Below are 13,937 nucleotides of genomic sequence, written 5' to 3' on the forward strand. Positions count from 1 at the left end.
CATCATCGTTTGCGGACTATCCCTGTCCCGTTCCGACCTCTCCCGCTTCGGTTTCGCGATGCGGAAGACGAATTTCGAACCGCGTTCCTTCGCGGTCACTGTCGCAGTGGATGTGGGCGCCGATCTCGTCCGCCAGGCGGCGGACAATGCTCAGGCCCAGTCCTGCATGACTTGCGCCTTTTTGTGACTTGACCGGGCGATAGTGCGCCGCGCGAACCTCCTCGGGAAGCCCCGGGCCATCATCTGCGACAACCAGGGTTACCACGCGTTGTCCGTGAAGGTCCTCGGGGTCCCGGGTCTGCAAGCGAATGCAGCCTCCGGACTCGAGTGCCTCGGCGGCGTTCTTGAGCAAGTTGGTCAGTATCTGGCGTACATGGTCGCTGGGGACGGACAGGGGCGGGTCGCCGGGTGCCAGGTCGAGCTCCATGCGGATCCCGCGCGTGCGGCAAAGCGAATGATCCACGATCTCGGCCACGTCCTGGACCAGGCGATTCAACGTTGCCGTCGGCCCCGTGATGTCCCGGTTGGGGTCTTGCAGCCGCAGCAGGATGCGTCCGACGCGATCGATCTCTTCCTTGATCAGGGCCAGCTCGTGGTTGGCTTCGTGTTCCTCGCCCAGCTTCGCGTTCAGTACGCCCAGATAGTTCTGAATGATGCTGAGCGGGTTGCCCGCTTCGTGCAGCGTCTCGCGGATTCGCTGCTGAGTCGCTTGGTCGCTGCGCCTTCGCTCAAGCGGTTCCACGTGTGGGGTGTCGGGCGCCACAAGCGCACGCGCAATCTCGCGCGCCAGCGCCCGAATGAACTCGCTGCGCTCTTCGAGCGCCTGTGCCCGCGCCGTGTCCAGCCCGAGTATCAGTACGCCTGCCGGAGGTGCCTGGCGATCGGCCAGCAGGGGAAAGGCCCAGAGGATCTCGGCCTCGCATAACCGAAACAGTTGCTGATCGATTACCGGAGCCGCCGTCTCGGTGGCGAGTTCGTGGCGGCGCATCTCGCGTTCCAGCAGGGTGTCGGTCACGAGGCTCCGTCCGGGGAGCAGGGGCAGTGTGAAGTCGGGTTCGTCTTCTTCGTCGAGCCATGCGGAAACCGACATGCCATCGGTGTCCGTCAGGAAAATCAGGCTACGCTCGAGGCCCAGCGTGAGGAACAGGGTTCGTTGGGCGGCCCGGGCCCGCTCGTGTGGGCCCTCGGTGCGGAGCATCTCGCCCGTTAGCCGTTCCAGCTCGGTCAGGTCGCGTACGCGCATCCCCAATGCCTCGCGCGCGGCCTGATCGGGATCGGTCTCGTCGCCTTGTGCCGGGTCCGGCCTCGAATCCAGCTCGATCCCGAGCGACCCCGCCACCCGCTCGACGTCGTCTTCGATCCGCTTGCGCAGCTCTCGCGTCAAGCCCTCGTTGAGGCCAAACAGGTCATGTGCTGCAGCGAGCGCCGGGTCGCTCAAGTCATCGGGGTCTTCGCAGCCAAGACGGTGGGCGAGATGAGTGACCTTGACCAGATGGTGTGCATCGCGTACCTGGTCGGTGGGCTCCAGATGGAAGCGTACGGCATCGGCGACAAAGCCATTCAGACCCCACTGGCCCAGGCGCTGGGCAGCAAGCTCCGCATGGTGCTGACCGTAGGTTTCGCGTTCACGGTCCACCAGCTCGCGATCATTGGCACTGCCCTCGAGCACCGGCCAGTAACTGGCCTCGTCGGTGGCCAGGCGCATCAGCTTGCCGAGGTCGACCAGTAATCCCGCCAGGTAGGCGTCTTCGGGCCGTGGGTAGCGTGTGAGCGAGGCGAGGACCTGGCCGAGCATCGCAGTGGTCAGGGCCTGGCGCCAGATGATCCGCAGTGCACTGCGATGCCGGGGCTGGTAGTGTCCGAAAAGTTGCTGAATCGCAGCGGTCAGCGCCAGGCTGCGCACGGTGTCCAGCCCGAGGCTGAACAGGGCGCGGTCAATGGTGCGGCACGGCGAGCCGCGGTAATAGAAGGGGGAGTTGGCTGCGGCCAGGAGTCGGCTGGTCATGCCCGTGTCGCGAAGAATGGCCCGGCTCAGGGCCTCGAAATCGGCCTCGCCTGCCTGGCTGGCATCCAGAACGGAAATCAGAGCCTGGGGGAGGCTGGGAATCGTCTCCGTTTCCGTTGCCGTATACGCCGTGGCCATGCTCCTCCCCGGGGACCTGAGACGGTGCCCTTCAATTTCCCCGATCCGTGGCCGGTCCGCCGCGTGGTCCACCGCGCCGCAAAGGCCTTCTGGTTCCTGACTATACTGCTCGGACTTGCCTTGTGCCAGCGATTCCGTTAGATCAAGTGTGAGGTGTCCGTGAGGCCGTTCGAGAGGCAGGAGGCTTTGAAGCCCATGAATCACCCGGAGTCCGACAGTAACCGTACGCCGATATCGATACCCCGCGTGCTCGCGGTCACCAGTGGCAAGGGAGGGGTGGGCAAGTCCAGTATCGCGGTCAACCTGGGGATCACGCTGGCCCGGGCCGGACGCAGGGTATGTGTCCTGGATGCGGATACTGGGCTGGCAAACGTCAATATCCTGCTGGGGCTGCACCCACAAAAGGGGTTGGCGGACGTCTTGGCCGGGGAATGCCCGATCGAGGACATCCTGCTCGATGGGCCATACGGGATGAAGATCATCCCCGGGGCTTCGGGTATCCGCGATTGCGTGGAGCTGTCGGCTGCGCGGCAGCGGCGGCTGGTGACCGAGCTGGCGCGGATCGAGCAGCATTTCGATGATCTGATCCTGGATACCGCCGCGGGGATTGGCGACACCACGCTGGACTTCGTCGCGGCCGGGCATCAGGCGCTGCTGGTGATCACGCCGGAGCCGACGTCGCTCACCGACGCCTTCTCGTTGCTGAAAGTCGCGCTGCGCCGGCATCCGGTGGATTGCCAGGTGGTCGTGAACATGGTGGCCGATATCAGCGAGGCGCGTGCCGTTTATCAGCGCTTCAGCGGCGCGGTGGAAAAGTACCTGGGGATCTCGGTGGGCTTTCTCGGCTTTATCCAGCGCGATGAAAGCCTGCGGGCGGCCGTGACCTTGCAGCACCCCGTGGCGATGTTCTCGGAGCATGATCCGTCGGTGCGCCCGTTTCAGCGGCTTGCACAGGCCCTGAACGAGCTGCCCTGGGATTCCTCGAACCGCTCGTCGTTCAGCCGCTTCTGGTTTCGTCAGCTGTTGCGTGCGCCCAGGCCGGAAGAGCCCGCGGATGCGGATTCCGGGGCCGCTGCAACGGCATCGGAGCAGTTACCCGCGGAACCGGACTCCACTCCGCCTGTGGACGCGCCGGTATCGGGATCCCGCAATAGCGTGAAGGAACGATTCGAGGCCTTGCGTAAGGAGTTTCGCAGTCTGGCAAGCGAGCTCGACGAGCCGTGTGCAATGGCCGAATGGATCCAGGCACTGGAAGCCGACTACCGTGATCGTTTTGGCATCCCCGCGGTGGATCCCGAGGCCCTGATCGAGTGGATCATTCAGCATCCCGGCACCTGTGAAGGCGTGCTGGCCCGTATCCACGAGCGTCTGGATCGCCAAGGAAGCGACGAATCGGGAGACGGGGGTGTTGTCCAGGAGGGGCCTGCAACCGATAACGTCGTAACGCCGGATTTTGGCCGATATGGCCCGCTGGCGGTCAGTGAACGAAAAACGCCGAACACGAAACCCGATGCCGTACACCGCGTGGACGTGGCCGTCTTCGGGTCTCAGCAGGCTTTGCTGGAGTGGTTGCGCGATTCGCGGGCCGAAGGCCAGCTACTGATCGAGCAACTGGAGCGACGCGGGGACGGCGACTAGCCCAGCGTCTCCCCCGGCGGGGGCCCTGGACTACTTCGGCCCGAGGAGCAGCCAGGCGATCAGGCCCAACACCGGCAGGAACAGCAGGATCAGAATCCACAGTAGCTTGACCACAGGCCCCGCCGGACTCTGTGCGGTACGGACGATGGCCCAGATCACGATGATCAGCCAGATCAGACCGAGAATTCCGGTGACTTCGATACCCATGGGGTGCTCCTTGTCGACGTACGCGGGTGCGTCGTTTCCGTTGAGCGTATCACCGTGGCACGAGGGATGGGGTCACGGCCAACCCGCAAGTGGTGGAGTGTGCCCCCGATCGCCGAACCGACTATGCTGCGGAACTTTCTCGGGCCAGCGATCGATGAGCATGAAGATATGGGTAGACGCGGACGCCTGTCCCGCGGTGATCAAGGAGATCCTGTTCCGGGCGGCCAAGCGCACCCAGGTACCGCTGACGCTGGTGGCCAACCAGCCCCTGCGGACGCCGCCCTCGAAGTGGATCGACTCCCTTCAGGTCGGCGCCGGCTTTGACGTGGCGGACAACGAGATCGTGCGGCGGCTGGAGGCGGGTGACCTGGTGATCACCGCTGATATACCGCTGGCCGCCGAGGCCATCGCCAAGGGCGCCCAGGCGCTGAATCCGCGCGGCGAACTGTATACCGAGGGCACGATACGCGAGCGCCTGAGCATGCGTGATTTCATGGAGACCCTGCGTTCCAGTGGTGTGGATACGGGCGGCCCGGCGGCGTTCAGCCAGGCCGATCGCCAGGCCTTTGCCAACCAGCTCGACCGCCTGCTGACGCGTCAGGCGAAAACTCGTTAGCTGATCAATCAGTGTTTCCCTAGCGGCGTGTCCAGTCCATCGATACTGACCGCGTTCTTCTCCTCCCAGTAGCGTTTCAGGCCTTCCGGGCCCTTGCGTTCGCTCCACTCGGTCAATGTGGCGCGTGGCCGGAGCTCGCCCTCGGGGACGCCAAACCCACAGGAGGTCTGGATGCGGTGGATCTCGACATCGACGATCTGACGCGTCCCCGGATGTTCCGGAAAGGCACTGTTCAGTGCGTCCCAGTCAGCGTCGGACGGGAGCACGCTCCTGCCCTGGCCGTACAGCCGCAAAATCTTCGGTTTTCCGGAAAAGGCGCAGAACATCAGCGTGATGCGGCCGTTTTCGGCCAGATGAGCGGAGGTTTCGTTGCCCGAGCCTGTCAGGTCCAGATAGGCCACCCGATGAGGACCGAGAACGCGCAGGGTGTCCAGTCCCTTGGGGGACAGGTTTACGTGCCCGTCGGCTGCGAGGGGTGCCGACCCCACGAAGTACACCGGCTGTTCATGGATAAAGGTGGTGAGCCGTTCATCCAGCTCGGGAAAGGTCTTGGCCATCGCATTACCGCTTGCGGCAGGGTGAATCGGGACGTCGAAAGCGTGTTTCGATACCCTCGGTAGATTACTACAAGGTTAGTTCTGTCCGGAGATGCTCATGACGACTCTGCTACGCCCCCTGTCCCTGGTTCCTTTGCTGGTACTCGGTCTTTCCGCCTGTGGGGGCGGGGAGCGCGTCTCGGAGGTGACTCTGGCCCAGCTCGCAGGGGCGGCTGCCGAGTTCAACGGCGAACTGGTGCAGACCGAAGGTGTGGTCAAGCGTTTCGACGAGGATCCCGAGCGCTACCACTACTGGCTGGAGGACGAGGATGTAAACCGCGTGGCGGTCGAGCCGCACGAAGAGGTATCGGACCGGCTGGGTGAACACATCCGCGTGGTTGGACGCTTCAGTTACCACCCGGAGGAAGGGCGACTGATCGAGATCGATCCGGCCGCAACGGCGGCGCTGGACGCCAATCACTGACATGGGGAGCGTGGGCCCGGAAATGACACAACCGACTCGGAAATCTTCGGGGGAACGATGAGCGACTGGATCGACGTGGCACCGGCGGACAGTATCGAGGACGGCGACCACCGCCTGGTGGAGACGGCGGGGACCGAGGTCGCGATCTTCAACCTGGCTGGCGAGTTCTACGCGGTGGAAAACCTCTGTACGCATGAGGAGGTGCCCATCGCCGATGGCGAACTGGATGATGACGACTGCATCACCTGTCCGTTACACGAGGCCCAGTTCTGCCTGCGCACCGGCGAGGTCATGGAGCCTCCGGCGGAAGACCCCCTGACCCGCTTCCCCACCCGTGTGCATGACGGCATGGTGCAGGTGGGTTCCGAGCCGCTGGACGACTAGGGAGACGCTGATTTAATCGCGCGTCCGCGCTCAAGTCGCTTTTGCGTGGGAACAAGGCGCGGTGACGGCCGTGCAGTCATTCTGCACAAAGGAGCCGCAACGCCGTTCCCGCGCCCGTTTTTGATCAACAACGGGCGGCCGAGCCCCTGCTTTCAATGGCTTGTGGGGTTGGTGCCCCCTGTTCCCCGATCCTGCGTTGCGCCCCGAATCAATCAGCAACGGGCGGGTAGAACCACTACCCGCTGCACAACGCGCCTTGTCTCGGAAAACAGGGGGCACCAACGCGGACGTGCGATTCAATCAGCGTCTCCCTAGGTGACCCATTTCCACACCCGTTCGCGGCGAAAAACGGAAATTGTAGCTGTTATACCGCTTCCCGATCTGTACACTAGCTGCCTAACACCGGGCTAACGGCCGCGTCGCGGCCGGTCGCGAAGGCGGAACGCATGGCGGGATCGGACTCGAAGGAACGAGGTCAGTACCACGACGATACGGCGATCTGGAGTGGTCTGTCGGGGCTGTCCGAGGTTCAGCGCGCAGAACTGGCGGGGGGCATCGCCCCGCGCGTGGTCGATCACCTGGACCAATGCATGGGTTGGGTCGCGTCCGAGTGGGATGCCGGCCGGGCCTGGGGGGAACACGCGGGCGATGCGGTCGAGTGGGCCAACCAGCTTCAGGCGTACCAGTACGTGCTGCGACGGGAGTTCGAAGAGGCCCTTGAGCGCGATCTGCGTACTACCACCTATCCGCCCCAGTACGATTTCTCCGGGACGCGCTATGCGGGGAATGACTCCGGTCTGCAAATCCTCGACGACTACCAGAGTACTCGGCGTTCCTTGCGTCACAAGCTCGAAGGCGTGATCCGCGAGCACAATCGCTATTCGTACTACATGTTCCAGCAGGCCGCGCGTGAGGAACATCGTTTCGAGCATCCGGGCTGGGCGCCGTGGTCACCGCTGCACTGGTACGAACGCCTGATCGAGGCGGCGGAGCGCCAGTTTGGCCGTACGGCGATGACCCTGGACCTGATGCGTGCCTATGTGCAGTGCATGGGCCGTACCGGGGCCCCGATGCTGGCATTCGTGGTGGAAACCATTGACGAGTGCGGTCTGGTCAAGGAGCCGCCGCGAAACCCGGAGACACAGACAGCGGAGAGCGTGCCCCAACAACGTGCGAGCTGGGCCCAGTACACCGCGACCAGTAAACCGAAAAGCCCGGCGCACTCTTCCGACGATGGCGATATGGCGGCGCTGGGCCTGGGAGCCGCGGCTACTGCCGGGTCGCGCGAAATGCCGACGCCGGATGCCGATCCTGCCGCCTGGGCCCAATGGGCGCGGGGAATGGTCCAGGCGCAGGGCATGCCTGCCAGTTCGCCCCATGCGGTCGGCGTGCCGGAAGGGGGCGGGGCTGTTCCGGGTGCCGGTGGTGCACGCACCGATCCGGAGTCCGCGGACTTTTCGCGCGAATCGCTGACGCCGTTCATCCTCGATCTGCTGCAGGGGATGTTCGATCACATCTTTCGGCAGGTCGGGTTCAACTCGCGCGTGCGGGCGGCCATCGCGGACATGCAGTTTTCGCTGGCGCGCGTGGTGATCCGGGATCTCGCCTTCTTCCGCGATCGCTCGCACCCGCTCCGGTTGTGGATCGGCAGCCTGATCAATACCGGTGTGCGCGTCAGCCCCGATGACCAGGCCGAGGGCAACGAAGCGATCGAGGCCTATCTGCAGCACATCCAGGACTCGGTGAATCGGCTGCGCCACGAGGCCGACAGCATGGATCGCGACGCCGCGCAGGCCCTGCTGGACGACTGGCTGGCGGCGATCGAGGAGGAGGATGCGCGCTGGCAGGATCAGCAGGACCTCCACATCGATCCGTTGCGTCAGGAAGAGCGCTCCGCGCGCGCCCGGCGCAGCCTGACGATCTGCGTACTGGAGACGGGTGCGGAGCTTCCGGAGCGCTCGGCCGAGCAGATCGCCGAGGCTTGGGAAGATCTGCTGGCCGCCGATGGTGACGCGGCCGAGCAACTGGACCAGACGGTGAAGGACGTGGCCAAGGCGATCTGTAATCGGGCGACCCCGCAGGAGGTCAACCCGATGGTGCAACGCATCGTCGCGACCGCGCGCGACGCCGGTGTTACCGAAGAACGCGTGAAGGCCGTGGTGCAGCACCTTGGGCAGGCGCACCTGCAACGGATCCGGGCCTCCGGGGACGAGCCCCGCTTCGATCCGCAGGAACGTATCCGGGCGCGCCGTTCCGTGCGCTTCGAGGACGACGACCCAGACCTGCTGGCGGACCAGGACGATACCTATGTGTTCGAGGCGACGCGTATTCGTATCGGTGACTGGTTCGAGTTTGCCGACAAGGCCACGGGCGAGGCACAGCGTATGGCGCTGGTCTGGCGTGGCGAAGCGACGCGGCGCTTTCTGTTCCTGTCGCTGGACGGCGTGACCAGCCGTCGCCACAGCCTGCAGGGTGTGGCGCACGAAATGCGCGAAGGTCGGATGCGCGCGCTACCGCGCGATAACCCACTGGACGCCATGATCCGCTAGCGCCGATCGGCCGGGGCATCTCCCTGGCAGGCCTCCCTGTCCCCTGGGCAGTAACGTAGCGCCAGCACGGTAATGTCATCCGCCTGTGTGGCGCCGCCGGCGAAATTCGCGACGGATTCCAGTATCGCATCGACCTGCTGTCGCGCCGGGCGCGCGGCAATTTCACCAAACAGTGTGAACAGCCGCTGTTCGTCGTAGAGACTCTGCGCCGCATCCGCCGCCTCTGTGACCCCGTCGGTGTACAGCAGCAAGGAATCGCCGGGTGCCAGCTGGACGGTGTGCACCGGGTACTCCATGTCTTCCATCGCTCCCAGGACCAGCCCCGGCGGCAGCCTCAGCCAGTCGTACGCGCCATCAGCGCGGCGGATCAGCGGCGGGTTGTGGCCCGCGTTGGCAAAGTGGACCTCGCCAGTGCCCAGATCCAGCACCCCGCACAGATAGGTTACGAACATGCCGTTTTCGTTGTTCAGACACAGCTCGTTATTGACTCGGGTCAGGATCTCGCCGGGATCGCGCGGGTCCTGCTCGGCGATGCCCTTGACCAGAGTCTTGGTCACAGCCATGAACAGCGCGGCCGGCACGCCCTTGTCGGAGACATCGCCGACGGCAAAGAACAGGGCGTTGTGCTCGCGCAGGGGGAAGAAGTCGTACAGGTCACCGCCGACCTCCTTGGCCGGTATCAGGCGCGCCGCGAGATCGATGCCCACGTCCAGGTCGGACAGGTCGAGCCGCTTGGGCAGGAAGCTCATCTGGATGTTGCGTGCGATCTTCAGCTCGCTTTCCATGCGCTCCTTGGCGGCGGTGGTCGCGGTCAAGTCATTGATGTAGTCCTTCAGCGACAGGCGCATTTCGTCCAGTGAATGGGCGAGCTGGCCCACCTCGTCGCCGGTGCGGATCGCTGGCAGCGGGCGCTCCAGGTTTCCGCGGGCGATCTCGCCGGCGCTGGTTGCCAGGCCCTTCAATGGCCGTGTAATCCCGCGCGATATGCCGATGATGGTGCCGAGCAGAATGAAAAAGCCGATTGCGGCGATGATCAGCACCCAGTGCATCACCCGCAGGATGTCCCCAAACAGCTCGCGTTCGGGGATGATCACGCCCACTGCCCAGTTCGTCTCGGGCAGGCGCACATGGTAGAGCCGTGCCGGCTCATCCAGGAGTGCTTTCGGAACGCGCGTGAATCCTTCGTCGGTACGCTGGATGTGTCGGCCCAGCTCGCGCAAATCCGGTTCACCGAGTGTCTCGGCCAGACTGAACAGGCTCTCGCGCATGATCCAGTCGCGCTGCGGGTAGGTGATAAACCGGGTGCGCGGGCTGACCAGAAAGGCGAAGCCGGTGTCAAAAATCTCCACTTCGTCGACCCGCTCGGTCAAAGCCGGCAGTTCGATGTCCATGGTGACGATGCCGCGCAGTTTGTCCGTATCGTCGGGGTCGAAGAAAGGGCGCGAGTGGGTGGTGATCAGCCGGTTCGGGTCGGCGGCCGAGGGGAACGGTTCGGTCCAGAAGCCGCTACGCGTGAGTGCCGAGATCTGGTACCAGTCCCGAGTGAAGTAGTCGAAGTCGTCGCCGCCCAGTTTCATCCGCGCGACGCCATCCGGCGTCTCGTAGGAAAACGGGCCGTAGTAGCGCTCGTCGGGGTCGGCGGCATAGGGCTCGTAGGTGACGGCGGCGCCCTGTACGGCATCGGACTGGAGGGTCACGTCATCCAGCACCGGGAACAGGCCATCGGGCCGGATCTGTCCCGAGTTCAGGGCGCTGGCGAGGCCCTGGGCCGACCCGGCCACCTCGTTCAGCGACGAACGGATGCGGTTGGCCGTCGCGTGAGTCAGCTCGCGTGCCTGGTCCTCGGCGTGCTCCAGCATGATGTCACGCACCAGAAAATACAGCGCGCCGGAGGAAACGAAAAAGATCGAGCCGGTCGTCAGCAGGGTGACCAGCGCCAGGCGGACCGCGAGGCTCTTACGGCCGTTCATGCATCACGTCCCGGTGAAACTGTTCGTACGGCACGGGCTCCCATTCCAGGTGCCCCAGGTTGCGCATCAGACTGACGGCCAGCTGGTAGTCCTGCCGGTTCAGGCGCGGCCCCCGCAGGGTCTCGTCTTTCAGGTACAGCGGCCGTAACGCCTCCAGCATCAGACGCTGGTGGGCGCGGTTGGTCGGCTCCCCGGCGCGGATGATGCGATCCATCACCGCGTCCAGCGCAGCATCCGGATGGGCAAATGCGTGCTCCCAACCGCGCAGGGAAACCTCGACAAACGAGCGGATGGCGTCGGGATGTTCGCGCAGCGTCGATTCCAGGACGTAGATGCCGTCTTCGGCCAGGCCTACGCCGTGATCTTCCAGCGGCATGATGTCGATTTCGTCCGGGTCCAGACCGGATAGATACAGGTCCACCAACTCGTTGTACCGCGTTGCCATTGCCGCCGTGACGGCACCGGTGCGCAATGCAGCCATCGTTGCTCCCTGGTCGACCGTATCGGGCGCTACCCCGTAGGTGCGGAACAAGGCCTCCGGCTGGAGGCTAAAGCTGGCCCAGCGCGAGACGCGCCGTCCGTCGAGATCCTCCGGTACCATGATCCCGGATTCCGCCAGGGACACCAGCACCAGCGAGGAGTCCTGGATCAGTTGTGCTACGTTGACCACGTCCACGCCCTGTTCGCGGAGTTCCAGTGCCTGCGTGAGGTAGAGCAGAGCCACATCGGCCTCTCCGTTGGCCAGTGTGGCGGGGGCGGGGTGCTCCGCGCCGTGCGGGAGGATTTCCAGCTCCACCCCGGCGTTCTGGTACCACCCCATGTCCTTGGCAAGGTAAAAGCCGGCGAACTGCGCCTGGGGTACCCAGTGGGGTTGAAAGCGCAGGGTCTGCGTGCCGGCCATTGCGGTGCTGGTGAAAAGGAGCAGGGCCGCCACCAGGGCAACGGCGCGGCACCGGGGGAGGCGGAAGCCATTGGCCGCCGGATTGGGGAATCGTGCGTATGCAGCGTCCATGGAGAAGGGGCAGGCCGTGACGGTCTTAGACGGCGACAGCATACCGGGGTGTCCCGGTGGGCGCACCCGGGCGCGCGCCGGGCGTCAGACGGGCGTTATACGGGAGTGGTGGTATCGGGGAATGCTGGGAGAGTGGCGTTCGCGTGTCGCGTGTGGGTTAGGGGTTATGTGGATGGCCTTGGCACTGGCAGTCCTCGCGCCGTTAACCGCCGTTGCATCCTCGTCCCCGTCCGCAGCCGATATCGGTACCCCGATCCCGATCACGCAACAATCGGCACCGGACGTGCTGCGCTCTGGCTGGTTCGAGCGTCCCCCGTATCAGGCCGATTCCGACAGCGCGTCCCGGGGATCCCCGACCGGGCTCGACGTGCTGGTCGCGCAGGAGGCGCTGGCCGGTGTCGGGCATGGCGCCGAGTTCGTACCGCTTGCCTGGAGCGAGCAGCTCACCGCATTGCGCCACGGTGCGATCGACTTTGTCGTCGGTACCTATCTCGAGCCCGGGCGCCTCGACTATGCGCATTATTCGCGGCCTTACCGCCAGGAACGGAACGCCCTCTATGTGCGCGCCGGCGAGCGCGGTGATTACGTGTTCGAGGACCGCACGGCCCTGGTCCGTGCGGTACGGGACGGAGACTTCCGGCTGGGTGTGACCACGGGCTATGCCTACGCCTCCAGCGAGCTGGCCGATCTGGTCGCGGATCCGGGGGAGGACGCGCGCCTGTACCCCGCCGCCGGTGACGAGGCCCACATCCAGGCGCTGGTTGAGGGCCGGATTGATGGCTTTGTCGCGGATCCCGTGATTGTGGATCTGCTGCTGGCACGAACGGATCGCGCCCGTCTGATTCAGGTGCATCCCCTGGACCTGGGCGCCGTTGGCGTGCGCGTGATGTTCTCCCGCGCCACGGTCCCCGAGTCCTTCGTCGAGCAGTTCAACTCGCAGTTGCAGGCACTGGAGGACAGCCGCCGGATTGTCGCGCTGGAAGTCGAGCATGTGCTGCCCGCGTTTCTCTCAATGGCCACCAGCGAGACCTGGTTCAATACGCTCACCCTGCTGGGGATCCTCGCGTTTTCCGCCTCCGGGCTGATCCTCGCCCGGCGCGAACGCTACAACCTGTTCGGTGCCCTGGTCCTGGCCTCGCTGCCGGCCATCGGTGGCGGCGTGCTGCGCGATCTGCTGCTGGGCCGCGACCCGATCTTCATCTTCGAGACGCCGGAGTTCCTGCTGGTCCCGATTGTTGTCGTGGGAGTCGGCTTCGTGTTGTACAAGCTGCATGACCATGTGCTGGTGCGCTGGCATGTCGTCCAGGAACTTCTGGCGCGGCAGCGGAAGGGATTGGGCGGGCGCGTCGTGGGGAATCTGCAGCGTGGACTGGATGCCTGGGCAGTGGCCTCGTTCACCGTGATCGGGGTCGGGGTGGCGGTCGAGTCGCAGGCCAGCCCGTTGTGGCTCTGGGGCCCGGTAATGGCCGTGGTGACCGCCTCGTTCGGCGTGATCATGCGCGATGTGGTGCGCTCGGACTTCAATATCGACATGCTCAAGCGCGACTCCTTCGCCGAGATCTCGGTCCTGGGCGGCATTCTCTATTCGCTGATCCTGCTCTGGCCCCCGGTGGAGCTGAGCCTCGGGTTTATCCTGATCGCGACGCATGCGGTGATCGTGCTGCTGTTCCTGGCGCGTCTTGGAGTTCTCTACTGGGGTCGTCCCAACCCGTTGCAGATGGGTGACCCGCATACCCTGCCCGAACGGCGTCTGGATGCACTGGTACGCCGCGAAACCGAGGCCTGGTCGAGCCTGACTTCCTACCTCACCGAGGATGCCGAGGGGCGAGCTCGCCCGGCCGAGCCCGGGGAGCTGGAACGCCTGCACAAGGATTTCGAATACCTGCTGCAGCCGGTGTTGGCCGAGTTGGACCGGCTGGCGGGCGAGCCCCTGCTGGAGGCCGCCGCGCGCCGGCACGAGGCCCTGCGTGACCGCTTTCGGCTGGTCGCGCGTCTGGAGCAGCAGATGTATGACCACCTGCGTGAGACCGCGACCGACGCCGAAACCGCGGCCGACGAGATGGCGCGGGCCCTGGAAGGGCGCGTTCTCGAGGCCCTGCGCGGTCTGCTGGATACCGCGACCATGGCCGTGAGTTCCACGGACCACGACGACCTGGCATGGCTGCGCGACATGACGGCCAATCAGCGCAGCCGCTTCGATGCCCTGCGTGCCCGCTACCTCGACCCCGATCATTTCCAGCCCGGGAGTGCACTGGATCGCGTGCTGCAGCGAACGCACCGCGTCGAACGCATGCTCTGGATGCTGGCGGAGTACGCGGAGCGAAGGCTCGAACCGACGCCGAGCCCGGTACAGCGTGATCGGCGCGCACTCCAGAAACGCTTTTTGCGCGCCGACTGA

The 13,937-nt window shown here is 65.0% G+C and carries 11 protein-coding genes; 6 read left to right on the top strand and 5 right to left on the bottom strand.

Annotated features, from left to right (window positions below; genetic code table 11):
* Positions 1–16 precede the first annotated feature (16 nt).
* Positions 17–2,143 carry an HDOD domain-containing protein gene (locus C935_RS0109160; RefSeq protein WP_018862202.1) on the bottom strand — a complete coding sequence of 709 codons (2,127 nt, stop codon included), beginning with the start codon at positions 2,141–2,143 and terminating at the stop codon, positions 17–19.
* Between the two features lie 195 nt (positions 2,144–2,338).
* Between C935_RS0109160 and C935_RS0109165 the strand changes: the two genes are divergently transcribed.
* On the top strand, positions 2,339–3,781 hold the full coding sequence (locus C935_RS0109165; RefSeq protein WP_018862203.1) for a P-loop NTPase: 1,443 nt from the start codon (positions 2,339–2,341) through the stop codon (positions 3,779–3,781).
* Positions 3,782–3,811: 30 nt separating this feature from the next.
* Here C935_RS0109165 and C935_RS13075 read toward each other — a convergent pair whose 3' ends face one another.
* On the bottom strand, positions 3,812–3,988 hold the full coding sequence (locus C935_RS13075) for a PLDc N-terminal domain-containing protein (protein ID WP_018862204.1): 177 nt from the start codon (positions 3,986–3,988) through the stop codon (positions 3,812–3,814).
* Between the two features lie 160 nt (positions 3,989–4,148).
* Between C935_RS13075 and C935_RS0109175 the strand changes: the two genes are divergently transcribed.
* Positions 4,149–4,604: a YaiI/YqxD family protein gene (locus C935_RS0109175; protein WP_018862205.1), complete on the top strand. Its 456-nt coding sequence runs from the start codon at positions 4,149–4,151 to the stop codon at positions 4,602–4,604.
* 8 nt (positions 4,605–4,612) lie between these two features.
* On the opposite strand, the gene C935_RS0109180 is transcribed toward C935_RS0109175, so the two are convergent.
* Positions 4,613–5,161: a pyridoxamine 5'-phosphate oxidase family protein gene (locus tag C935_RS0109180; RefSeq protein ID WP_018862206.1), complete on the bottom strand. Its 549-nt coding sequence runs from the start codon at positions 5,159–5,161 to the stop codon at positions 4,613–4,615.
* 97 nt (positions 5,162–5,258) lie between these two features.
* Here C935_RS0109180 and C935_RS0109185 point away from each other — a divergent pair, with 97 nt between their 5' ends.
* The 3 genes from C935_RS0109185 to C935_RS0109195 all read left to right on the top strand — a co-directional run bounded on the left by C935_RS0109185 (position 5,259) and on the right by C935_RS0109195 (position 8,557).
* The gene (locus tag C935_RS0109185) at positions 5,259–5,624 is read left to right on the top strand and encodes a hypothetical protein (protein WP_018862207.1); all 366 of its coding nucleotides are present in this window, start codon (positions 5,259–5,261) and stop codon (positions 5,622–5,624) included.
* A gap of 57 nt (positions 5,625–5,681) precedes the next feature.
* Positions 5,682–6,008: a non-heme iron oxygenase ferredoxin subunit gene (locus C935_RS0109190; RefSeq protein ID WP_018862208.1), complete on the top strand. Its 327-nt coding sequence runs from the start codon at positions 5,682–5,684 to the stop codon at positions 6,006–6,008.
* A gap of 446 nt (positions 6,009–6,454) precedes the next feature.
* Complete coding sequence (locus C935_RS0109195) at positions 6,455–8,557, top strand: DUF1631 family protein (RefSeq protein WP_018862209.1); 2,103 nt, start codon at positions 6,455–6,457, stop codon at positions 8,555–8,557.
* Here C935_RS0109195 and C935_RS0109200 read toward each other — a convergent pair.
* Both C935_RS0109200 and C935_RS0109205 read right to left on the bottom strand, forming a co-directional pair.
* Positions 8,554–10,527 (bottom strand): SpoIIE family protein phosphatase, encoded by a 1,974-nt coding sequence (locus C935_RS0109200; protein WP_018862210.1) that lies wholly within the window; start codon positions 10,525–10,527, stop codon positions 8,554–8,556. The two genes, C935_RS0109195 and C935_RS0109200, sit on opposite strands and share 4 nt — an antisense overlap.
* The gene (locus C935_RS0109205) at positions 10,514–11,581 is read right to left on the bottom strand and encodes an ABC transporter substrate-binding protein (RefSeq protein WP_018862211.1); all 1,068 of its coding nucleotides are present in this window, start codon (positions 11,579–11,581) and stop codon (positions 10,514–10,516) included. The genes C935_RS0109200 and C935_RS0109205 overlap by 14 nt, the downstream gene beginning before the upstream one ends.
* Before the next feature lie 130 nt (positions 11,582–11,711).
* Here C935_RS0109205 and C935_RS0109210 point away from each other — a divergent pair, with 130 nt between their 5' ends.
* Positions 11,712–13,937 carry a TRIC cation channel family protein gene (locus tag C935_RS0109210; protein ID WP_026278742.1) on the top strand — a complete coding sequence of 742 codons (2,226 nt, stop codon included), beginning with the start codon at positions 11,712–11,714 and terminating at the stop codon, positions 13,935–13,937.

The sequence above is a fragment of the Thioalkalivibrio sp. ALJ3 genome (genome assembly GCF_000377205.1).
Classification (GTDB): Bacteria; Pseudomonadota; Gammaproteobacteria; order Ectothiorhodospirales; family Ectothiorhodospiraceae; genus Thioalkalivibrio.